Source organism: Paenibacillus oceani (assembly GCF_014705615.1).
Lineage (GTDB): Bacteria > Bacillota > Bacilli > Paenibacillales > NBRC-103111 > Paenibacillus_AB > Paenibacillus_AB oceani.
Genome location: NZ_JACXJA010000024.1, coordinates 101,937 through 122,286, shown reverse-complemented (window position 1 = coordinate 122,286; position 20,350 = coordinate 101,937). Strand labels below are relative to the sequence as shown.

Sequence of the window (20,350 nt, the reverse complement as noted above, 5' to 3'; positions counted from 1 at the left end):
AAATCCCCCTACGCAAGTAGGAGGATGGATACGCCGGAGGGTATAGGGAATCCCTTGCCCCATCTGCCTCGGCGAATGCCGAGAGGCTACTATTTGTGCGTAGGAGGAAACGGATCCTTTCACTCCAGCCGCTCGTCGATGCGATTTAGAGTAACGGCGCAGCTTCAGATGCACGGACGCCCGTAAAGCGTAAAACTTAAAGCGCAAAGCGCAAAGCGCAAAGCGTAAAGCGCAAAACGCAAAGCGTAAAGCGTAAACCGTAAAGCGTAAAAGCGTAAAGCGCAAACCGTAAACCGGCGTCCCGCCAGCCGATCGCATCCAGCGCCGCGGATTCGAACTGCGTAATACGTACGGGCTAAGCTAATTAACGCTAACTAGGGGCAGATAACGGAAACTAGTGGTAACTAACGAGGCTGTCGATTCATTGTGTAGATGTGTTAGCAGGCCGCTCCAAGTGAAAAATTCCCTTCTTCTGCTCAAACAGGTTGTCCGGAACCCCTTGATTGAATAAGGATGGTAAGGTAGGGTAGGGGATTCCATACAAAACTTTCCAGAAGGTAACCTTTTCCCTGTCCACTCGGTCGCCCACAATGAATCGACAGCCTCACTAACTCCAACTAACATAATAAGAGTCTCTGGCACCCTTTATTTTCAGTATATGGGGACGTCAGAGACAAATAGAAGCGGTTTGCCCCCCTTATTTCAGCCATCTAATGAGGTAAACACCCTTTTCGCCGATTTTAGCAGATCCAAACCGCTCTTATTTCGTGCACAGTCGGGCTTTCGGACAATATAGAGGGTACAAACCACTCTTAATCGATTCTTCGCTGCAAACTTATATTTTCTGGCGTGAACTCTTCATAAGAGTGACCCTTAATCCGCCGCTACCTCCAGGTTCGCCCCGTATTCGGTTGCCCGCCGTTACCGGAGCGACTCAAAATAAGCGACCACATCGCGATACGGCAGCTGTCCCCCGAAAATATCAAGCGCGCTGCCTACCGTAATATCGAGCTTGCCTTCCGTCAGCCGGTGAAACAGCTCCAGATCGTCCAGCGAACGGGCGCCACCCGCGTACGTGGTCGGGATGGTCACCCAGCCGGCCAGCTTCTCGACCAGTTGCGTCAGCACGCCGCCGCGTTTGCCTTCGACATCGACGGCATGAACCAGAAATTCATCGCAGTACGCTTCGAGGCTGCGGATATTCGCTTCATTCAGCTCGAAGTCGCTGAACGTCGTCCAGCCGTTCGTCACGACGAACCATTTGCCGTCCCGCTCCTTGCAGCTCAGATCGATCACGAGCTTCTCCTTGCTCACGGCGGACACGATCCGGTCCAGATTGTCCTGCTGCAGCCGGCCGTCCTGGAACACGTAAGACGTGACAATCACATGCGACGCCCCCTTCTCCAGCCAGCCGGGAGCGCTATCCGCCGTAATGCCTCCGCCGATCTGCAAGCCGCCGGGGTAACCCGCGAGCGCCTGCTCGGCGGCGGCAGCGTTGCCACCGCCCAGCATAATGACGTGTCCTCCGGTCAATCCGTCATTCTGGAACAGCTCCGCATAGTAGCCCGGCTCCCGGTCGGATACGAAGTTTTCTACGACGCCCTCGTTGTTCGCACAAAGCGTCTCGCCGACGATTTGCTTCACCTTGCCTTGATGAATATCGATACATGGTCTGAATTTCAAACGAATCGGACTCCTCTGCCGTAAAATGCTGTCCCTATTACATTACTGCATAGGTGCGGGGATGTCCATCACCTCCGGCGCGAGAGCCTCCTATTGGCTAAAACCGATTTATCCGTTGTCACGGCCGGCTCCGGCTTGCTACAATGGCTGTTATATGGATGCTCCCCGTAAACAGCGGGCGAAGAGGAGGAACCGCACAATGGGAGATTGCCCTTTCTGCTGGCCGGCCGTCCAGAAAGAAGCGGTAACCGTTACCGCGTTTAACGTGTTAATCCGCAGCTTCGATCCGGTGCTCGAAGGATCTTATATGATCGTGCCGAAAACCCATCGTGAGACGGTGTTCGATTTGACCGCCGAGGAATGGGAAGATATGCGCGATCTGCTCCAGCAGACGAAAGAGCGGATCGGCGCGGAGAGCGGCCCGGACGGATACAACGTCGGCTGGAACTGCTGCGCCGCAGGCGGACAGACGGTGCCGCACGCCCACCTGCACATCATCCCCAGATTCGCAGACGAACCGCTGGCGGGCAAAGGAATCCGTCATCATCTTAAGCAGGAGTCGAACCGGAGACAACGCGGGAGCAACTAAAATGCGGCTGCCCCGGAGTGAGTCACGCCTCACTCCAAGAACAACCGCCAGTCCGCTCCAATCGGCAGCTCCTGCACAATCCTGCCGTCTTACTTCCGCTTTACCGCGAATGAACCTCAAAGATCGCAAATTTCAAGTAATCGCCTTCGTCGACGCCGAGAATGCGCGGATGATCGTTGCCTGCGCCGCGGTACTCAACCAGCCGGAGCACTTTGCGGGCATCGGCAGCAGCAGCCAATATCGTCTCCAGGAACAGATCCGGACGAACGTGGTACGAGCAGCTGGCGGTGACGAGGTATCCGCCTTCGTTGACGAGTTTCATCGCATGCAGATTAATATCTTTGTAACCCCGGCAGGCGCCCTCTACGGCGCCTTTCGTCTTGGCGAAAGCCGGGGGATCGAGAATGACGACGTCCCACGTCCGCCCTTCCGCGCCGACCGGCTTCGACGTATCCACCTTCGCTTGTCCGGCCGCTGCACGCGTTTTCCGCTCATCAAGCCCTTTTACCTGGGAGCGCAAATAATCGAAGGCGTCCGCAACGACGAACTCGACCCGTTCGCCGAAGCCGTTCAGCTCCACGTTGCGCTTGGCCGTGTCGATCGCATGCTCGGATATATCGAGGCACGTCACCTTCTTGGCCCCGAATCGGCAGGCGTTCAGCGTAAAGCTGCCGGTGTGGGAGAAACATTCCAGCACAGTCGCCCCGTCCCAGTACGGAAACGTCACCCGCTTGCCGTTCGCATTGACAGGAACGAGCTTACTCCCCCCGTCCCCGGTGCCGCTTGAGTCTGCGGATACTCCCTCTTCCAGGGCGCCCGACTCTACAAGCCGGATTCCGCTTCGGGTTCCCCAGCCGGTCATCAGCTTGCCGATCGCTGCGCGGTTTTCCCGCTGATCGAAAAAGTAGCCGGTTTTCTGCCCCTGCTCGATGTCGACCTCCATGCGCAGTCCGTTCTCGACGATCTCCACATAACGGGGACAATCGCCGTAGAGCGGCCCCTTCGTCTGCTCCAGTCCTTCCAGCTCCCGTACCGGCACATCGCTGCGCTCATAGATCCCGCGCGGCTTCAGCAGCTCGGCGAGCGTCTCCACGATGACGCTTTTGCGCCGCTCCATCCCGAGCGACAAAACTTGAACGACGAGCACGTCTTCAAACCGGTCCACGACCAGTCCGGGCAAAAAGTCGGCTTCGCCGTAGACGAGCCGGTACGAGTCCGCCCCTGCAACGAACCTGCGGCGATGCTCCAGACACTGTGCGAATCTTTGCGCGAAAAAGGTCCGGTCCATCTCTTCCAGGGGCGTGTACGAGACGATCCGAACCGCGATCTGCGATTTGGGGTTGATGTACCCGCAGCCCAAATATTGGCCCGTATGATTCGTAACCGAGACCAGATCGCCCGGCTCGTATTCGCCTTGAATGCTTTCGATCTCGTTGGCGTAAATCCACGGATGGCCTTGCTCCAGTCTTTTTTTCCTCTTGCGGTCCAGTATGACCGTTGCCATAATACTCCTCCAGCCAGCTATCGATTTGGGGTTGCGCCGGGATAGTCCCGGACTTTCTGCTTGCACGCATACAGCTTGTCATGCCCGTCCGGCCGCCGGCATATAGATGAAGTAACGATAAGGTCCATTTCATAGTTTTGCAAGCAAAGGAGATCCCATGACTGCGCAAATCGTACTCCCCTTATTGGTCGGGCTGGGCATCTTTCTGACCGGGATGAAGGTGATGGAGCTCGCGCTTCATCAATGGGCCGGCTCGTACTTGACCGGTCTGATCGAACGGTTTACTCGCACGCCGCTTCGCGGGATGCTGATCGGTACCGGTGTGACCGCCATTCTGCAAAGCAGCAGCGCGATTACGGTCATTACGATCGGTCTGGTCAACGCCGGCATTATGACGTTTCCGAAAACGCTCGGGATCATCCTCGGCACGAATATCGGCACTTGCATCACCACCGAACTGATCGGTTTAAATCTGACCAAGCTCGCGTTCCCGCTGCTGCTCGTCTCCGGCTCGGTCTGGTTCGGAACGCTGCCCTCTACGTTTTACGCCCGGTCGTACCGGCTTCAGCGGACACTGCACCATATCCGCTCCTTGTCGCTGGCCGTCAGCGGCTTCGCCTCGGTCATGCTCGGAGTCGAAGTGATGCAGTCGATCGTTCCGGCGCTTCAGTCCCGGGGACTGTTCGGCTGGTTCGTAGAGCATGCGCAGCGCAGCATCCTGTGGGGAGTCGCGGCGGGAGCCGTCCTGACCGCCATTATCCACAGCAGCGCGGCCACGATCGCCATGACGATGGGATTGGCCGCCGTCGACGCCATCCCGGTCGAGCTGGGCATCGCCATCGTGCTGGGAGCGAACGTCGGCACGTGCGCCACCGCTCTGCTAGCCGCGATCGGAGGCAGCCGGAACGGCCAATTCGTCGCCTGGTCGCATATTGCGCTTAATGCGGGAGGAGCGCTGCTGTTCCTGCCCCTGCTCCCGCTGCTCCATTACGCGTCCGTGCTGCTCGGCGCCAATCCGTCCAGCCAGATTGCGCACGCCCAGACGATTTTTAATATCGTATGCTCGATTGTAGCGCTGCCGTTATGTTATTTGCCTGTCCTGCGCGCCGCCGGTCCGAAGCAGTAACCGGAAACGCCGCCAGCCAGCCGACAAGCCGCATTCCCAGGTCCTGTCTCAATAACCGGAAGACCCCGCCGCTCCGTTCATAATCACTACGCCGGAGCTTGTGCCAAGCCGGGTCGCACCCGCCCGGATCATGGAGAGCGCCGCCGCCAAATCCCGCACTCCGCCGGACGCCTTCACCTGAACGTTCGGCGAGACCGCGGCCCTCATCAGCGCCACGTCTTCGACCGTAGCCCCGCCCGGACCGAAGCCGGTCGACGTCTTCACGAAATGGGCGCCCGCCTCTTCCGCCAGCCGGCAGGCGGTACGTTTCTGATCTTCGTTTAAATAGCCGGTTTCGAGTATGACCTTCACGATCGCTTGGCCGCGCACCGCCTCCACTACCGCCCGGATGTCCTCCCTGACGTAATCTTCGTCACCCGCAAGCAGCGCTCCTACGGCCATAACCATATCGATGTCGGCCGCCCCGTGCTCCGCCGCCCTCGCCGCCTCGTATGCTTTCACGCCGGTTAAGCCCGCTCCAAGCGGAAATCCGACCACCGCGCTTACGCGGACGCCGCTTCCTGCCAGCGCCTTGCTCGCGGCCGGAACCCACATGCCGTTCACGCACACGCTGTAAAACCCGTACTGCTTCGCCTCGTCGCACAGCTTGCCGATCGCCTCGGCCGTCGCATCCGCTTTCAGCAGCGTATGGTCGATGTACGCTGGCAGCTTCGTTATATCGAAAGTGCCGGTTCCGCTCATCATTCCACCTCGATTCGCAGGGCGTCGAGCGCCTTTTTCAGTACCGAGTCGTTGTTGGCGTAACCTTGCTCCCGCTGTCGCGACCACGCTTCAAGAGGGTCCAGCCATTCCACGCCGCGGATTTCCTCGATCTGGGCTTGCAAATCGCCGCCGGTCGCCTCGACCAGATAATAGTGAACCTCTTTGTCAATCGTCCCGTGCACGGCGTGGTTATACTGATACTTGACCTGTTCCAAGCTTGCGACGATCTTCCCTTCGATACCCGTTTCCTCCAGAATCTCCCGGAGCGCGGTCTGTTCGATCGTCTCTCCCGGCTCCATTTTGCCCTTGGGCAGCGTTTTTTTCCCGTACCGGTCCTGAATCATCTGCACTTCCGTCCTGCCGTCCGGCAGTAAGCGGTATACGACTCCGCCAGCCGATATTTCCTTCATCCGGATCACCTCACCTTTCGGATTATGGTCACAATCGTTGCACGATAACAAGAAGGATTCCGTTTTCCGACATACAACCGGATCACGAAATCCTTGGACATTCCCATCTTCCTGGCAATCAGCCGTTAACGGCCGCCTTCCTGATCTCCGGAGCCGCGACGCTGACCAGCTCGCCCTTGCTCTCGTTAACTCCCGCTTCGGTCAGCTTCACCGTGCACACTTGACCGATCATCGCTTCCGTACCCGGGAACACCAGATTGATGTAATTATCGGAATACCCCATCATGAGCCCGCTGTCCGGCGCCCCTTTGTAGGTTCTCTCCGGTATGACCTCGAGCGTGTGTCCGACGAACTTCTCCGCGTAAGCGAGCTGCATCCTCTCCGACAGATCAATCAGCTCGTGCACGCGCTCGTTTTTCACTTCCTCGTCGATCTGATCCTCCATCCGGGCCGCAGGCGTCCCGGTCCGTTTCGAATAAGGGAACACGTGCATTTCGGCGAATTGCATCCGCTCCATAAATTCGTAGCCGCGGCGGAACATCTCCTCCGTCTCGCCCGGGAAGCCGACGATGATATCGGTGGTGATGGCGACGCCCGGCAGCGCCCGGTGCAGCTTCTCAATCTTCTCTCCGAACTCCGCCGTCGTATACTTCCGGCGCATCCGCGCAAGTACGGCGTCATCGCCGGCTTGAAGCGGCACGTGCAGATGGCGGCACATTTTATCGGAAGACTTCAGCACTTCGATGACTTTATCGGTAATTTGGCTCGCCTCGATCGAGCTGATACGAATCCGCTTCAACCCTTCGACCCGATCCAGGTCGCGAAGCAGGTCGGCCAAATCATAATCTTGAATATCTTCGCCGTAGCCCCCGGTATGAATACCGGTCAGCACAATTTCCTTGTATCCGGCTTCTACGAGCATATGCGCCTGCTTGATGACGCTGTCGGGCTTCCGGCTGCGCATCAGGCCGCGCGACCACGGAATGATGCAGAACGTGCAGAAATTGTTGCAGCCTTCCTGAATTTTCAAGAAAGCGCGTGTCCGGTCGGCAAAATCCGGAACGTCCAGTTCCTCGAATTCGCGGGTTTTCATAATGTTGCGGACCGCATTGATCGGCTGGCGCTCCTCCCGGTACTGCTTCACCAGCGGAAGAATCTGATCCCTGCTCTGTGTGCCGATGACGAGGTCGACACCGGGAATCGCCAAGATTTCCGCTGGAGACGTCTGGGCATAACAGCCCGTAACGGCCACGATCGCGTCCGGGTTGCGGCGGACGGCGCGGCGGATAATCTGCCTGCTTTTCTTGTCCCCCGTATTCGTCACCGTACACGTATTGATGACATAAACGTCTGCGGTTTGTTCGAAATCGACCTGCTCGTAGCCTTCGTTTTTGAACAGCTGCCAGATCGCTTCGGTATCGTAAAAATTAACTTTGCAGCCAAGCGTATAAAACGCGACTGTCGACATTTTCGTCAGCCTCCCATCTCTCCGGCTTCGTATAACAAACAAGTCAGTCCTACCATGCCGGCCGTTTCCGTTCTTAAAATCCGTCTGCCGAGCTTAACGCAGACACAGCCCGCCGCTTCGGCCTCCGCCGCCTCGCGTTCGGTGAAGCCGCCTTCGGGACCGACGATCAGCATCACGTTCATGCCGGCCGTTCCGCCCCGCTCGGCAATCGCCTGCAAAGCCGCCTGCTTCAGCATCGTGCCTTCTTCCTTCTCGTAGCAAAAAAACGCCTTGTCCGCCTCACGGGCCGACTGCAGCAGCTGCTTCCAGGAGCAGGGCGGCTCGACCGCGGGAATCCGGTTGCGGTGCGCCTGCTCGGCTGCTTCCTTGGCGATTTTGTGCCAGCGCTCCAGCCGCTTCGACTCCTTCTTCGCATCGTACTGGACGACCGTCCGCTCCGATACGAAGGGGAGGAACCGGACCGCGCCGATCTCCGTTCCTTTTTGAATGACAGTTTCCAGCTTGTCGCCTTTCGGCAGGCTCTGGGCGATCGTCACGCGGATCGCCGGCTCGGCCAGCATCGGCAGCGGCTCGACTACGGCCGCCACGACGCGGTCCTTCGAGATGTGCCCGAGCTTCGCCAGCACTTCGCGGTTATCGCCGTTACTGATAATAATCGTGTCGCCCGTGCGGGCGCGCATTACGTTCGCGATATGATGAGCGTCGTCACCGGTCACGACCGCTTCGGATTCCGTCAACTGCTCCGGCGGAATGAAATAACGCTGCATAACACCCAACCATTCTTTACGCTGTAGTTGCCTCGCGTCCTGTGAATCGGATCGCAGGATGAAACCATCTTCCATCATACAACGTTTTTTGTCGAATTTCTACTACGGACGATTCAAAGAGACGGCGCAGCCGATGGGTCTGCGCCGTCCGAGGTTAGATGAAGATCGCGATAAATTTGCTCATCGAGTAGATCAGATCCCCGCCCAAGGCAAACAACGGATCGATCGTCACCCTTCTCAGCGGCGTAATGAAAATAAGCAGCAAAAATACGAAAATGCCCCATTGTTCATTTTGCGCCATTTTGACCCGGATATGCGTCGGCGCCAAATCCTCGACGATCCGGTAGCCGTCCAGCGGCGGCAGCGGAATCAGGTTAAAGATGAACAGCACGATATTCAGCTCGATCAGCAGCCTGAGGAACAGATCGATCGCCCGGATCACTCCGACCGAGGCACTGTTGAGCACGCCCGTTCCGGCCAGAATATGATAGAGCAGCAGGCCGACGAAGGCCAGAATCAGGTTGCTCAAAGGTCCGACAGCCGAGACGATGATCCCCATCAGCCGCGGATTTTTGAAGTTCGCCCGGTTGACCGGAACGGGCTTGGCCCATCCGAAGCCGGCGATGAAGATCAGGATCGTACCGATCACGTCCAGATGGACGCGGGGATTCAGCGTAACCCGGCCGAGTTGCTTCGCCGTTGGATCGCCGAATTTGTAAGCCGAGTACGCGTGGGCAAATTCATGGAATGTAAAAGCAATCACAAGGACCAAAAAAACGAACGGCAGCTCTTCGAGCGGATACCGTAAAAAACTGTTCAACCCTTCCATCGTCGTCCGTCACCTACCGTTTCTTCGCTACGATCGCTACCCAGTCCTGGTCGCGCTCGACTCGTTCGATCTCGAATCCGGCTTCGGTCAGCCCTGCGGAGACGGCTTGTTCCTTATCTTTGTAGATCCCCGATGTCAGGTAGGTTCCGCCGCTGCCCATTACGTCGTATACGTCTTTGGTGAACAGCAAGATGATTTCGGCCAATATATTCGCTACGACGAGCTGAACCGGAAGCCGGACGCCGAACGCCGGAGCCGCCGCTCCTTCGCCCCCGCTCGAAGCCGCCTCAGCGCTGCGGAGAATGCCGAGCAGATCGCTTTCCATCACGTCGATCTGTCCGGATAGCCCGTTCAGCTCCACATTCTCCGAAGCGTTCTTCACCGCGACCGGATCGAGATCGAGCGCCAGCACCCGCCGTGCCCCCAGCTTCGCCGCCGCGATCGCCAGCACGCCGGAGCCCGTCCCTACGTCGATCAGCTCGGCATCCGGCATTACGTACTCTTCCAGCAGCCGCAGGCACAGCGAGGTGGTCGGATGTGTTCCGGTACCGAAGGCCATACCCGGATCGAGCTCCAAAATAATCTCGTCATCGCTTTCTTTCTCATACGTTTCCCAGGTCGGCTTGATCGTCAACCGGTTCGAAATGCGCATAGGCTTGTAATACTGCTTCCAGCCGTGCGCCCAGTCTTCCTCGTCGACCTCCCGGGTCGTAATCTCCGCCTTGCCTACGTCATATCCGAGTTCGTCCCGCACGAACCGGACATGCTCACTGATTTGCGCGATCAGCTCATCGATATTTTCCGGCTCGGCGAAATACGCCTGGATAACCGCTTCTCCTTCGGGAATATCGTTAAGCGGCGTATCGTACAATTGGCCGTACGACGTATCCCGCTCCTTGTTCAGCGTACCGGATTCCTCGATCGTGACTCCTCCGGCCCCCAATTCGTGAAATCCGCTTGCAATCAGTTCTCCGACTTCCTCGCGCGTATGTATCGATATTTCCTGCCAGCGCATCGTATTCCTCCTATAGGGTCGTGCCCTTCCATTCCATCCATTGTACACCATTCCGGCAGAGCGAGTAAAATCCGCCTGAACCGCCCCGGCCTTAAGGCAGCGGCGCATCCGGTCAGCGGTTTGCCCCGGCGGCCGCATCTGGTACAATATGGATACGTGCAATTTGCTTGGAAAGGAGCTGACAAAATGGCCCGCAACCGCCGATTAACGACCGACCGGGACTTCCAGGAAGCGATGGAGGGCGAGGTCGCCATCCGCGTCTTTCAGGACGATCATATGATCGACTCCGGCGGCATCGTGATCCGGTTCGACGACGATATCGTCGTCACTCAGGCCGGTGTAAGCGAGCTGGCTTATCATCCCAGGGCGCTATGCGAATTTTTCGAGATGAAGGAACGAAAAGGAGGCTGACTGAATGACCGGCAGAACTATCGGATTTCTGGCGCTAAGACTGTTGTCCGTATATTTGTTCATTCAGGCTATATCGTGGGCGTCGAACCTGCTGGGCTTTGTGTACGTTTCCAGCCCCGCCATCGCGGGCGGACCGGGGACGAGCGGGCTGCTGCTGCTCTCTGTCGGACCGTCCGTCCTGTTTTTGCTCGCCAGCCTTTTTTTCTGGTTCCGCACAGAGAAGCTTGTAGGGCACTTTACTCTTCGGGACGCGGCCGAGCCTGACGACAACCGGCATTCGCGCTTTTTCGAGCTCGCCCTGATGGTGGCCGGTACGATTCTCGTCGCCGTCTCCATACCGGAGCTGTTCGCCATTCTGCATAATACGGCCCTGATCGGGATCGACCCGGTTATGGACAATCCGAAGGTCCGGTACGAGATCGGATTCGCAGCAGCGAAGCTGGTTACGAAGCTGCTTCTGGGCATGCTGCTGGTATTCCGCTCCAAAGCGATTGTCGCCCGCCTCAATAAGTGGAGAGACCGGTAGTAACAGTTCTCGGTAAAAGAGGGGGATCGCTATGCTGGACAAAAGCATGCCTTATGCGCGCGTCATTATGAAACGGCAGCCGGGCACGCCCGTTCCGGCAGCCGGATTGCCGGCAGGATATTCCTTCGAGTATTACCGGGACGGGGATGAGCTCGCGTGGGGCATCATCGAGGCGTCCGTAGCTGAGTTCGAACACGCGGAGGAAGCGACGTTATATTTTCGCGAAAACTATGTCCCCTACGCGACCGAAGTAAGCCGGCGGACGTTGTTCATCCGGAATGAAGCGGGCAACAAGGTCGCTACGTTTACCGCCTGGCGGAACTATACGGGGAACCGCCGCTATCCGTTTATGCATTGGGTTGCGGTCATGCCGCGCTACCAGGGGCTCGGCCTCGGCCGAGCGATCGTCGCGCAAGGCGTCCATCGGATGATCGAGCTGGAGGGCGATTGTACGATGTATATACCGACCCAGACATGGAGCCATAAGGCGATCCGGCTGTACCGGTGGGCCGGCTTCGAGCCGGTGCTCGATGAAGCGGCGCCGGGCGGCTTCGAGAACCAGACGGCGAGGGCGCTGACTTTGATCGGACATTTGCTTTAAATGTCGGCGACGAAACCGCGTCCGCTCCCTTGCCTCCCGGCTTCCCTGCATCACCCCCTTACCGTTAGAAACGGCCCGTTCTGCCTGGAATTCGCGTTTTTTCGGAACAAACACAGGATTTTCGGTGCAAATGGCGAATAATGTATATAGCACCGTTATATTAATTCTCGAGGAGGTAGCGCATGTACAAACTGAAGGACAAAGAAATCATCTTCGTCTTTACGGGTCCGACCGGAGCAGGGCGCAAAACGATCGCCGAGATGGCCGGGACGACAATCCAGATGAAGCAAGTCATCTCCTGCACGACCCGTCAGCCCAGAGCGAACGAGGCGGACGGCCGCGACTACCACTTCATTACCAAAGAACAGTTCGAAGCCTCCCGGCGCAACGACGAATTCATCGAAACGGTCGAAATCGACGGCGTCCATTACGGCCTGAGAAGCGCCGATGTAGAAGCCGGCCTGCAGCAGTTCGGATGCATCTATCTCGTGCTGAACCGGTACGGAGCGGAAATCCTGAAAGAAGTGTACGGGGATAAAGTGAAGCGGTTTTTCATCTACGCAAGCCGCGAGACGATCTTAAACCGCCTGAAGGATCGCGGAGATTCGCAGGAGCGGATCGATGGATACTTGTCCCATTACGAAGAAGAGATGGCGTACCGGAACGAATGCGAGCACGCTTACGAAAATATCGACTCGTCGCATACGATCTACGATCTCGCGAAAGCGATGGAACACTATTTGCAGCGGGGTCTTGTCGACCTCGATTAATAACCGCCCGTGCGCTGCCCGTATGAATAGCGGCGAGACGCGATACGGCGCACTACGAACAAGAGACCGCAGTCCGGACACGCGCCGGCGGCAGTCTCTTGTTTGTTTGCTGTTGTTACAGAAGCGGGGAAAGCAGCCTGGCGCACGATTCGAGAAAACGTTTGAACAGCGGGCGTTCCAGATACTTCTTCTCGGTCAGCTCCGTGCTGTTGCGCTGATCCTCCAGGAAAATATCCTGCAGCGCCGTAGCGGTCGCGGTGTCGTACAAAAAGGCGTTGACCTCGAAGTTCAGCTTGAAGCTGCGCAGATCGATATTGGCCGTTCCGACCGAGGCGACCCTTCCGTCGACAACGATGGTTTTCGCGTGCAGAAACCCTTTGTCGTACAAATAACATTTGACTCCGACCGACAGCAGCTCCCCCAAATACGAGGTGGACGCCCAGTATACCAGCTTGTGATCCGGTTTGCCGGGAAGCATGAGCCGGACGTCCACGCCGGACAAGGCGGCCATCTTCAGCGACGTCATCAGGCTCTCGTCGGGAACGAAGTAGGGCGTCTGAATCCATACGCTTTGCTTGGCGGCATGAATCATCTTGATATACGCTTTCTTGATCTGCTCCAGATCGTTGTTCGGCCCGCTGGAGACAACCTGCATGCCGACCTTGCCCGGATGCCGGGCCGACGGGAAATAGGGAGTCACTTCAGCTACCTTCGCTTCCGACGACAAGTTCCAATCGAGCAGAAACTGCATCTGCATCTGGAACAAGCCTCCCCCGCGCACTTTCAAGTGCGTATCCCGCCAGTCGCCAAACCGTTTGTCCAGCCCGAGATATTCGTCTCCCACGTTTAATCCGCCGATATACCCGCACGAGCCGTCGATAATCGCCAGCTTCCGGTGGTTGCGGTAATTGAGCCGAAAGTTCAAGTACGGGATTTTGGGAGGGAAAAACGCCGCGGTCCTGCCTCCCGCCTCGGTAAGCGGCCGGAAAAACCGTTTGGACAGCCCCGGGCTGCCGATATGATCGTACAGAAACCGCACCTCGACCCCTTCCCTCGCCTTGCGCGCAAGCGCCTGGATAAGCGATCGGCCCAGCTTGTCGTTTTTGACGATATAATACATCAGATGAATGTGATGTTTCGCCTTCGATATATCGGCCAGCAGCGAATTGAACTTGCTCCTGCCCTCGGTAAAAATCTCAATATCGTTATCCTGCGTATAAATCGACTGGCCGCTCGCCAAGTTCAAGTAGATCATATCCTGAAAATGGATCATCGCAGGGTCGTGAAACCGGATTTGCCGGATGTCCCGCTTCTGCCGCTCGACCAGATCGTTCACGAACTCGCGCTGCTCGGCTTTGATCTTGTAAATTTTGCGGCGGCTTAAGTTTTGTCCGAGAAACAAATAAAGCAAAAATCCGATACCGGGCAAAAAAAACAAAACCATCAACCAAGCCCACGTTACGCCGACGTTCCGTCTTTCCAGAAAGATGACCGTCGCGGCAAGCAGCAAGTTGAGCAAGGAGAGCAGCGAATATACGTTTTGCATCGATATTTCCATAGTTGTCCAACTCCTCAAGCAGGTTGCTGGCATAAATCGATCCCGGCCGTCAAGCGACAATCGTCCGACAATATGTGGAATTTCAAGCTATGTATCATTATAGCAGGAAGGCCGGGCGTGTAACAGATGCACAAAAAAGACGGGAACACGCGTTCCCGTCTCCGTATCGCATCGCCGGACCGATCTGAAGCCGGACATACGCTATCAGCGTCTCGCCCGCAGAGCGGCCGCAGCGCCCGCTTGCCCGAACTGCACGAAATATACTGCGGTTACGACGATCACCATAACCGAGAGAAAGACGAAAATGTTGCTGTACAGCGCCGCTTCCACAGGCGGGAGCGGGTTCAGCCGCAGCGCCGACGTTCCCGAGTCGAGCGTTTTCCCGATCAGAGCCGTCGCCGAAGCTGCCGCGATGAAGTTCAGCATGGCGAACAGTCCCATCCCGACTCCGGTCTGCTCGGGCGTAAGCGTGCGCGATATCGTATTGGACATGGCAATCTGCATGAACGACTGTCCGACGTTGCCGAAGATCAGGAAAAATGCAACGATCAGCGGGGAATAGCCGACGACCGACGATAACGTCAAGAAGCTGAATAAGATAAGCGATGCCGCGATCGTATACAGATACCGGTTGCCCTTCAGATCGGCCAGCTTGCCCCCTTGACGGCCCAGCAAAGCGGTGCAGATCGCCGCCGGAAACATGACGAATCCTACGGCGAGCGGAGACAGATGGTTGACGTTCGCAAGCAATTGCGGAGCAAGGAACGGGATGGCGAAGTTAAGTCCCGTCATCAGAAAGGCGATGACGAGCCCGAGCGTAAAGGAGCGGTTGCGGAAGATGGCCGGCTGAACGAACGGCTCCTCGGCGGACCGGATGCGCATGATAAACAGGACGAAAAGCACCAGCCCCAAACCGCACAGAAGTAAGCTTCCCGTTGTGATCGCAAGCAATAGGGTCGCAACCGTCGCGGCCAATGCTACCCCTCCGATGAGATCGATCTTGCGCGCCGCCCCGCGTTCGTCGTCCAAATATTTACGATAATAAGGAAGCACGAATATGGCCAGTACGGATAAGGCGAACAAATACCGCCAATTGACCAATCCGGACACGATGCCGGATACGATCGGACCAAGCGCGGCGCCGAGAGCGAGCCCCACCGCCGTCATCCCGAGCGCGCGGCCTCTCCGCTCCTGCGGAAAATACCGGACCGGCACGATCATCGCCGCCGCCGGAATGACCGAACCTCCCGCCGCCTGAAATAATCTTCCGGCGATGACCATCCAGTAATCCGTCGCAGCCAGCCCGATCACGGAGCCGAAAGCAAACGCGCAAATCCCGTAGGTCAGCAAATCTTTAAGCCGATATTTGTCGGCCAGCTTGCCGAACGTGACGGAGCCGATCGCATACACGATCATATATCCGGTCAGCATCCAGCTGGCCTGCGACGGCGTCAGGTCGAATTCCCGGCCGATAACCGGCAGCGCGACGTTAAACATCGAAGCGTTCATAACGGAAATAATTAAAGTAAATACGAGCACGCGAAGCAGCTTATCGGCTTGCTTCAGCCGTGCGGGTGAGATCTCTTCCATCCGTCTTCCCTTCTTTCCCATTCCTCGAATGCCGCTCTTCATAATTTCTTTACATTTCATACTTTCTATATAACTATGTTTCGTATTATGCGGAACAAACGGCCGGGTGTCAATCCTTTTTTCACTACTCACTTCCCCGGCCGCGAGCGTAAGCCCGGCTGCATCTGGCGCCGTTACAACTACCGGGACACGTCGGCACGGCAAAGAGCTGCCCCCAGCCCGCTCGCCAGGAACAGCTCTTTAGTTGGTTGCTTAAACTTCCGCTGTGCTGACCCTGCCGGCCTGAGCAATACCCGCTAGCAGATGCAGGATTTCCGTTTCACGCCCAATTTGCCGGCCGATTCGACTTTATGAATATATTCCTCCGCAAGCGGAACTTTGCAAGCCGTCTGGCCGACATCCACATGGACTTTGCCGATCGCCCGGGCGGCGTCCAGCGCTTCCTGCTGCAGCTCGGGGATATAGGAGCCTGCCGCAATAACGAACCCGTTCATCGTATACCGCACCCAGTTGCGCTCCTGATGAATCGTATCGCGAACGACGCGCAGCAGACCGCGAATGTGTTCGATATCCAGCTGATCGTCCGGTGTGATAGATATATAATTCGCATACGTGCTCCATCCGCAGACCGCTTTCAGCTCCTCTTCGGAGGCGATCCATTCCTTCGCCAGCTCGAGCGCATGCGCACTCTCGGCCGCTACGCCGGCCACCGTATATTCGGCCGGACCGTGCCAGCTCGCTTGGTCCGCCCACCGCCGAAGCTCGTCTGCGGTCATCGACTTCGGATTGATCGACAGCCCGGCCAAGTACATCGCGTCGTAATTGCCGGAATCGTACAGCGCCAGCGCCAGCTCGCGGTTTTTTTTCACGTGCTTCACCAGCTTTTTCAGATCCCCGACCTTAACGCCGAATAAAGGCTCGTGCGCTCCATGACGGAGAAATGTCCGCTTGGTCTGCTCCGTTCCGAGCTCCTTCAAGTTGTCCATTACTTCTTCATATGTCATAGGCTCACCGCTTTCTGCGCTTTATTGACATTATGGCATAGAAGGCTTGCAGAAGGAAGGCTGCAGCCCCGCAATCCCGCGCCCCTGCTGGACGCCGCTGCACCGAAAAAAGAGCCGCATCCCAAGGCGGGAACGGCTCCGGCTCCATATAATAAAGGTAAAACTTGCACATCCGGCACGGTCGTTATACGTCGGTAACCGTGATTCCCAAGCTTTGCAGCTGCTCGGTCGTCTCTCGGTCCAGCTCCGAATCGGTAACGATTTCGTGCACTTTGTGCAGAGGGGCGACATGCGTAAACGCCTGAACGCCGAACTTGCTCGAATCGGCCAGCAACACGACGCGTTCCGCGATCCCGATCATCTTCTGCTTGATGCGGCCCTGCAGCTCGTTCGATTCACTGATGCCCCGCTCCAGGTGGACGCCCTTGCAGGACAAAAAGGCGAGATCGACATGATACGCGTCAAGCGAACGCTCGGCCAGCGGACCTACGTACGACAGCGAACGGGCGGCGAGAATACCGCCGGTGGAAATGACCTCGATCTTCTCTTTTCCAGCCAGCTCCATCGCGACTTTAATCGAATTCGTCAGCACGGTCAACGGAAGGTCCGGCAGATTCGCCGCCATATACCAGGCCGTCGTGCTTGCGTCGAGAAGAATGCGTCCATTCGGCGCGATCCGCTTGACCGCTTCCCGGGCGATCCGCTTCTTCTCCTCCGCCTGCGTAATCTCGCGTTCGGCGTAAGGGATCTCCGGCTGCTGCTGGTCCCTGACGCTCACCGCTCCGCCGTGGGAGCGGCGCAGCCGTCCCGACTGCTCCAGCCGGTCCAGATCGCGCCGGATCGTCTCCTCCGTCACCTCGCACAATTCGCTTAGCTCCGACACTCGAATGCTGCCTCTCTCATTGACCAGTTGTACGATTTTCTCGTATCGTTCCGCGACCAGCATGCGTTCCCTCTTTCCGTGTCGTTATTCGGCCAGGCCGGTAGCGGTACGGAATCGTCCGTACGCGTCTTCCCAGGCTTCCCGGTTATTCGGCTCGTATACCTCCACGGGAAACGACTCGCGGATAACCCGCCGCGCTTCCCAGATGTCCGCGAACACTCCATGAGCGATCCATTGGACGGCCAAGTTGCCGATCGCACTGCCCTCGGCAGGTCCCGCCCAGACGGGCTTGCCGATCGCGCTTGCCGACCACTGGCACAGCAGCTTGTTCTGGATGCCGCCGCCTACCATATGCAGCCCGCTGAATGCGTTCCCGGACAACCGCTCGGTTAACTCCAGCACATAGCGATATTTTAACGCCAAACTTTCCAAAATACAACGAACGACTTCGCCAGGCTGCTCGGGCGCCCGCTGTCCGGTCTCCCGGCAGTAATCCCGGATGCGCGGGGTCATATCGCCGGGAGCGAGGAAGCGCGCATCGTCCGGATCGATCCAGGCGGTAAAGGCGGGCGCCTGTTCGGCCAGTCCGATCAGTTCCGGATACGATAGCGTCGTCCCGCCGCGCTCCCACTCTCTCTTCGTCTCCTGCAAAATCCACAAGCCCATAATGTTCTTCAGCAGCCGGTACGTGCCGCCTACGCCGCCCTCGTTCGTAAAGTTCAGCTGTTGCGCCAGCTCGCTGAGCACCGGACGGTCCGTCTCGGTTCCCATCAGCGACCAGGTGCCGCAGCTCAAGTAAGCGAAGGAGCGGTCTGTCGCCGGAACGGCCGCCACAGCCGATCCCGTGTCGTGTTCCGCGACGGCAATAACGGGGACGGAAGCGATACCGAGCTCCCCGCATACGGAAGGAAGCAGCTCGCCCGCACCCGCTCCCGGCTGCAGCACCGGACCGAACCAGGACGCCGGAATCCCGATCGCCGCCAGCAAGTCCGTATCCCAATCTCCCCGCAGCGGATTGTACAATTGCGTAGTCGTCGCATTGGAAAATTCGTTGTACATGTCTCCGGTAAGGAAATAGCGCAGCAGATCCGGGATCATCAGGAAGCGGTCCGCCTCCCGCAACAGCGGCGAATCGTCCCGTTTCATCGCAGCCAGCTGGTAGATCGTATTAAACGGTAGAAACTGAATGCCTGTACGGCCGAAAATATACGGCGGCGTCAACTGAACGGAGAGGTTCTCCATTACGCCGTCCGTATGCGTATCCCGGTAATGGTACGGATTGCCCAGCAGCTCGCCGCTCCGGCCGATCAGCCCGAAGTCGACGGCCCACGAGTCGATCGCCAGACTCTGAAGCGTTACGCCGCGGTGCTTGGCCTTGAGCAGCGCCTGCTTCATCTCGTGCAGCAGACGTAGAATGTCCCAGTGCAGTCGTCCCCGCACTTGCACCGGGTTGTTCGGGAACCGGTGCAGCTCTTCCGTTTCGATGGTGCGGCTGTTTAACCGGCCCAGCAGCGCTCTCCCGCTGCTCGCGCCGAGGTCATACGCGAGTATGCTCGTCAATTGATATCACCCAACCCGAATTTCTTATTCGCCGCGCTTCAGCAGTACGTCCCGCTCGTATGATTTTACTTCGGCCAGCCACTGCTCGCGAACCGGAACGCCCGATTGGGCGCAGTAGTAATCCCAGACCGCTCCGAACGGATACGATTTGAACTCCTCGGTCAATGCCAGACGCGTCGTATAATCGCCCTCCAGCTCCGCCTGCTTCAGCGCTTCCGCCGGCGTCAGCATGGCGCGGAGCAGCGCTTTGATCGTATTGCGCGTGCCGATGACCCAAGCCGCGACCCGGTTGATGCTGCCGTCGAAGAAGTCGAGCCCGATATGCGTTTTGCCCAGCAAATCGCCGTAGACCAGTTCCTTCGCGATATCGAGCAGCTCGTCGTCGAGAATGACGACATGATCGCTGTCCCAGCGCATCGGGCGGCTTACGTGCAGGAGGATTCCGTCCGCGAACAAAGACAAGGACGACAACTTGTTCGAGATCACTTCAGTCGGATGAAAATGACCGGCATCCAGACAAATCAGCTTGTTGTTCTGCAGCCCGTAGCCCATATAAAATTCATGAGAACCGACGACATACGCTTCCGAGCCGATACCGAACAGCTTGCTCTCGACGGCGTCCAGGTTGTGAGCCGGGTTGAGCTCCTCTGCGAACACTTCGTCCAGCGCGTCTTTGAGCCGCTGTCTCGGGCCAAGCCGGTCTGCCGGAATATCTTTGAATCCGTCCGGAACCCATACGTTCGTCACACAAGTTTGGCCCAGCTGTTCTCCGAAGTACGCCCCGATCTTCCGCGACGCCTTGCAGTGGTCGATCCAGAACTGCCGGATAGCCGGGTCCGGATGGCTGAGCGTAAAGCCGTCCTGCGACTTCTCGTGCGAGAAGCAAGTCGGATTAAAGTCAAGACCGAGCCCGTGCTCCTTCGCCCAATCGACCCACGATTCAAAATGCTTCGGCTCGATCCGGTCCAGCTCGACTTTCTCGTCCGTATCCGCGTAGATTGAATGAAGGTTCACTTTATGCTTGCCGGGAATAAGGCTGAACGCCTTCTCCAGATCGGCGCGCAGTTCCTCCGGCGTCCGGGCCGCTCCCGGATAGTTGCCGGTCACCGAGATGCCGCCGGTCAGATCCTGGTCGCGGTTCAGAAAGCCGCGCACGTCGTCCCCTTGCCAGCAATGCATCGAGATTTTAATTTGCGCCAGCCGCTCCAGCGCCCGGTCGACGTCGATTCCATGCTGCGCATACAGTTTCTTGGCTTCTTCGTAGCTGGATTGAATGGTAGGTTCCATATCGATT

General features: G+C 57.7%; 20 protein-coding genes. 6 read left to right on the top strand and 14 right to left on the bottom strand.

Translation table 11 applies throughout. The features are described from left to right. Positions 1-921: 921 nt before the first annotated feature. Positions 922-1,683 carry a phosphoribosylformimino-5-aminoimidazole carboxamide ribotide isomerase gene (gene hisA, locus IDH45_RS18445; RefSeq protein WP_190929602.1) on the bottom strand — a complete coding sequence of 254 codons (762 nt, stop codon included), beginning with the start codon at positions 1,681-1,683 and terminating at the stop codon, positions 922-924. A gap of 199 nt (positions 1,684-1,882) precedes the next feature. Between hisA and IDH45_RS18440 the strand changes: the two genes are divergently transcribed. Next, a complete protein-coding gene (locus tag IDH45_RS18440; RefSeq protein ID WP_190929601.1) occupies positions 1,883-2,272 on the top strand; it encodes an HIT family protein in 390 nt (129 codons plus the stop codon). 100 nt (positions 2,273-2,372) lie between these two features. On the opposite strand, the gene IDH45_RS18435 is transcribed toward IDH45_RS18440, so the two are convergent. Continuing rightward, on the bottom strand, positions 2,373-3,776 hold the full coding sequence (locus IDH45_RS18435) for a class I SAM-dependent rRNA methyltransferase (protein WP_190929600.1): 1,404 nt from the start codon (positions 3,774-3,776) through the stop codon (positions 2,373-2,375). Between the two features lie 157 nt (positions 3,777-3,933). On the opposite strand from IDH45_RS18435, the gene IDH45_RS18430 reads away from it, so the two are divergent. Next, positions 3,934-4,902, top strand: a complete 969-nt coding sequence (locus IDH45_RS18430; RefSeq protein ID WP_190929599.1) for a Na/Pi cotransporter family protein — start codon at positions 3,934-3,936, stop codon at positions 4,900-4,902. A gap of 48 nt (positions 4,903-4,950) precedes the next feature. On the opposite strand, the gene deoC is transcribed toward IDH45_RS18430, so the two are convergent. From deoC to prmA, 6 genes are all read right to left on the bottom strand, one after another. Continuing rightward, the gene (gene deoC, locus IDH45_RS18425; protein WP_397327088.1) at positions 4,951-5,643 is read right to left on the bottom strand and encodes a deoxyribose-phosphate aldolase; all 693 of its coding nucleotides are present in this window, start codon (positions 5,641-5,643) and stop codon (positions 4,951-4,953) included. Beyond that, on the bottom strand, positions 5,643-6,074 hold the full coding sequence (locus IDH45_RS18420; RefSeq protein WP_190929597.1) for an NUDIX hydrolase: 432 nt from the start codon (positions 6,072-6,074) through the stop codon (positions 5,643-5,645). Before IDH45_RS18420 ends, deoC begins: the two co-directional genes overlap by 1 nt. Before the next feature lie 118 nt (positions 6,075-6,192). Further along, complete coding sequence (mtaB, locus tag IDH45_RS18415; protein ID WP_190929596.1) at positions 6,193-7,542, bottom strand: tRNA (N(6)-L-threonylcarbamoyladenosine(37)-C(2))-methylthiotransferase MtaB; 1,350 nt, start codon at positions 7,540-7,542, stop codon at positions 6,193-6,195. Between the two features lie 5 nt (positions 7,543-7,547). Beyond that, positions 7,548-8,309, bottom strand: a complete 762-nt coding sequence (locus IDH45_RS18410) for a 16S rRNA (uracil(1498)-N(3))-methyltransferase (RefSeq protein ID WP_190929595.1) — start codon at positions 8,307-8,309, stop codon at positions 7,548-7,550. A gap of 154 nt (positions 8,310-8,463) precedes the next feature. Next, positions 8,464-9,138: a site-2 protease family protein gene (locus tag IDH45_RS18405; RefSeq protein ID WP_190929594.1), complete on the bottom strand. Its 675-nt coding sequence runs from the start codon at positions 9,136-9,138 to the stop codon at positions 8,464-8,466. 13 nt (positions 9,139-9,151) lie between these two features. Further along, positions 9,152-10,153: a 50S ribosomal protein L11 methyltransferase gene (prmA, locus tag IDH45_RS18400; protein WP_190929593.1), complete on the bottom strand. Its 1,002-nt coding sequence runs from the start codon at positions 10,151-10,153 to the stop codon at positions 9,152-9,154. Positions 10,154-10,339: 186 nt separating this feature from the next. Here prmA and IDH45_RS18395 point away from each other — a divergent pair, with 186 nt between their 5' ends. From IDH45_RS18395 to IDH45_RS18380, 4 genes are all read left to right on the top strand, one after another. Further along, positions 10,340-10,564, top strand: a complete 225-nt coding sequence (locus IDH45_RS18395; protein ID WP_190929592.1) for a hypothetical protein — start codon at positions 10,340-10,342, stop codon at positions 10,562-10,564. A 4-nt stretch (positions 10,565-10,568) separates the two neighbouring features. Continuing rightward, a complete protein-coding gene (locus IDH45_RS18390) occupies positions 10,569-11,090 on the top strand; it encodes a hypothetical protein (RefSeq protein WP_190929591.1) in 522 nt (173 codons plus the stop codon). 31 nt (positions 11,091-11,121) lie between these two features. Then, positions 11,122-11,691 carry a GNAT family N-acetyltransferase gene (locus IDH45_RS18385; protein ID WP_190929590.1) on the top strand — a complete coding sequence of 190 codons (570 nt, stop codon included), beginning with the start codon at positions 11,122-11,124 and terminating at the stop codon, positions 11,689-11,691. Positions 11,692-11,873: 182 nt separating this feature from the next. Next, on the top strand, positions 11,874-12,461 hold the full coding sequence (locus IDH45_RS18380) for a guanylate kinase (RefSeq protein ID WP_190929589.1): 588 nt from the start codon (positions 11,874-11,876) through the stop codon (positions 12,459-12,461). Positions 12,462-12,576: 115 nt separating this feature from the next. Here IDH45_RS18380 and cls read toward each other — a convergent pair whose 3' ends face one another. The 6 genes from cls to rhaA all read right to left on the bottom strand — a co-directional run bounded on the left by cls (position 12,577) and on the right by rhaA (position 20,343). Beyond that, on the bottom strand, positions 12,577-14,019 hold the full coding sequence (gene cls / locus IDH45_RS18375; RefSeq protein WP_190929588.1) for a cardiolipin synthase: 1,443 nt from the start codon (positions 14,017-14,019) through the stop codon (positions 12,577-12,579). A 204-nt stretch (positions 14,020-14,223) separates the two neighbouring features. After that, entirely contained in the window at positions 14,224-15,609 is a 1,386-nt protein-coding gene (locus IDH45_RS18370) for an MFS transporter (RefSeq protein WP_190929587.1), read from the bottom strand. 296 nt (positions 15,610-15,905) lie between these two features. After that, a complete protein-coding gene (locus tag IDH45_RS18365; RefSeq protein WP_190929586.1) occupies positions 15,906-16,613 on the bottom strand; it encodes a DNA alkylation repair protein in 708 nt (235 codons plus the stop codon). Between the two features lie 184 nt (positions 16,614-16,797). Then, positions 16,798-17,559 (bottom strand): DeoR/GlpR family DNA-binding transcription regulator, encoded by a 762-nt coding sequence (locus IDH45_RS18360; RefSeq protein ID WP_190929585.1) that lies wholly within the window; start codon positions 17,557-17,559, stop codon positions 16,798-16,800. A 21-nt stretch (positions 17,560-17,580) separates the two neighbouring features. Next, the gene (locus IDH45_RS18355; protein ID WP_190929584.1) at positions 17,581-19,056 is read right to left on the bottom strand and encodes a rhamnulokinase; all 1,476 of its coding nucleotides are present in this window, start codon (positions 19,054-19,056) and stop codon (positions 17,581-17,583) included. A gap of 24 nt (positions 19,057-19,080) precedes the next feature. Further along, positions 19,081-20,343, bottom strand: a complete 1,263-nt coding sequence (rhaA, locus tag IDH45_RS18350; protein ID WP_190929583.1) for an L-rhamnose isomerase — start codon at positions 20,341-20,343, stop codon at positions 19,081-19,083. Positions 20,344-20,350 lie beyond the last annotated feature (7 nt).

Bases quoted from the DNA above. Each gene is read 5' to 3' on its own strand.
- IDH45_RS18440 (WP_190929601.1), top strand. From the start codon at position 1,883: ATGGGAGATTGCCCTTTCTGCTGGCCGGCCGTCCAGAAAGAAGCGGTA.
- IDH45_RS18435 (WP_190929600.1), bottom strand. From the start codon at position 3,776: ATGGCAACGGTCATACTGGACCGCAAGAGGAAAAAAAGACTGGAGCAA.
- IDH45_RS18430 (WP_190929599.1), top strand. From the start codon at position 3,934: ATGACTGCGCAAATCGTACTCCCCTTATTGGTCGGGCTGGGCATCTTT.
- deoC (WP_397327088.1), bottom strand. From the start codon at position 5,643: ATGAGCGGAACCGGCACTTTCGATATAACGAAGCTGCCAGCGTACATC.
- IDH45_RS18420 (WP_190929597.1), bottom strand. From the start codon at position 6,074: ATGAAGGAAATATCGGCTGGCGGAGTCGTATACCGCTTACTGCCGGAC.
- mtaB (WP_190929596.1), bottom strand. From the start codon at position 7,542: ATGTCGACAGTCGCGTTTTATACGCTTGGCTGCAAAGTTAATTTTTAC.
- IDH45_RS18410 (WP_190929595.1), bottom strand. From the start codon at position 8,309: ATGCAGCGTTATTTCATTCCGCCGGAGCAGTTGACGGAATCCGAAGCG.
- IDH45_RS18405 (WP_190929594.1), bottom strand. From the start codon at position 9,138: ATGGAAGGGTTGAACAGTTTTTTACGGTATCCGCTCGAAGAGCTGCCG.
- prmA (WP_190929593.1), bottom strand. From the start codon at position 10,153: ATGCGCTGGCAGGAAATATCGATACATACGCGCGAGGAAGTCGGAGAA.
- IDH45_RS18395 (WP_190929592.1), top strand. From the start codon at position 10,340: ATGGCCCGCAACCGCCGATTAACGACCGACCGGGACTTCCAGGAAGCG.
- IDH45_RS18390 (WP_190929591.1), top strand. From the start codon at position 10,569: ATGACCGGCAGAACTATCGGATTTCTGGCGCTAAGACTGTTGTCCGTA.
- IDH45_RS18385 (WP_190929590.1), top strand. From the start codon at position 11,122: ATGCTGGACAAAAGCATGCCTTATGCGCGCGTCATTATGAAACGGCAG.
- IDH45_RS18380 (WP_190929589.1), top strand. From the start codon at position 11,874: ATGTACAAACTGAAGGACAAAGAAATCATCTTCGTCTTTACGGGTCCG.
- cls (WP_190929588.1), bottom strand. From the start codon at position 14,019: ATGGAAATATCGATGCAAAACGTATATTCGCTGCTCTCCTTGCTCAAC.
- IDH45_RS18370 (WP_190929587.1), bottom strand. From the start codon at position 15,609: ATGGAAGAGATCTCACCCGCACGGCTGAAGCAAGCCGATAAGCTGCTT.
- IDH45_RS18365 (WP_190929586.1), bottom strand. From the start codon at position 16,613: ATGACATATGAAGAAGTAATGGACAACTTGAAGGAGCTCGGAACGGAG.
- IDH45_RS18360 (WP_190929585.1), bottom strand. From the start codon at position 17,559: ATGCTGGTCGCGGAACGATACGAGAAAATCGTACAACTGGTCAATGAG.
- rhaA (WP_190929583.1), bottom strand. From the start codon at position 20,343: ATGGAACCTACCATTCAATCCAGCTACGAAGAAGCCAAGAAACTGTAT.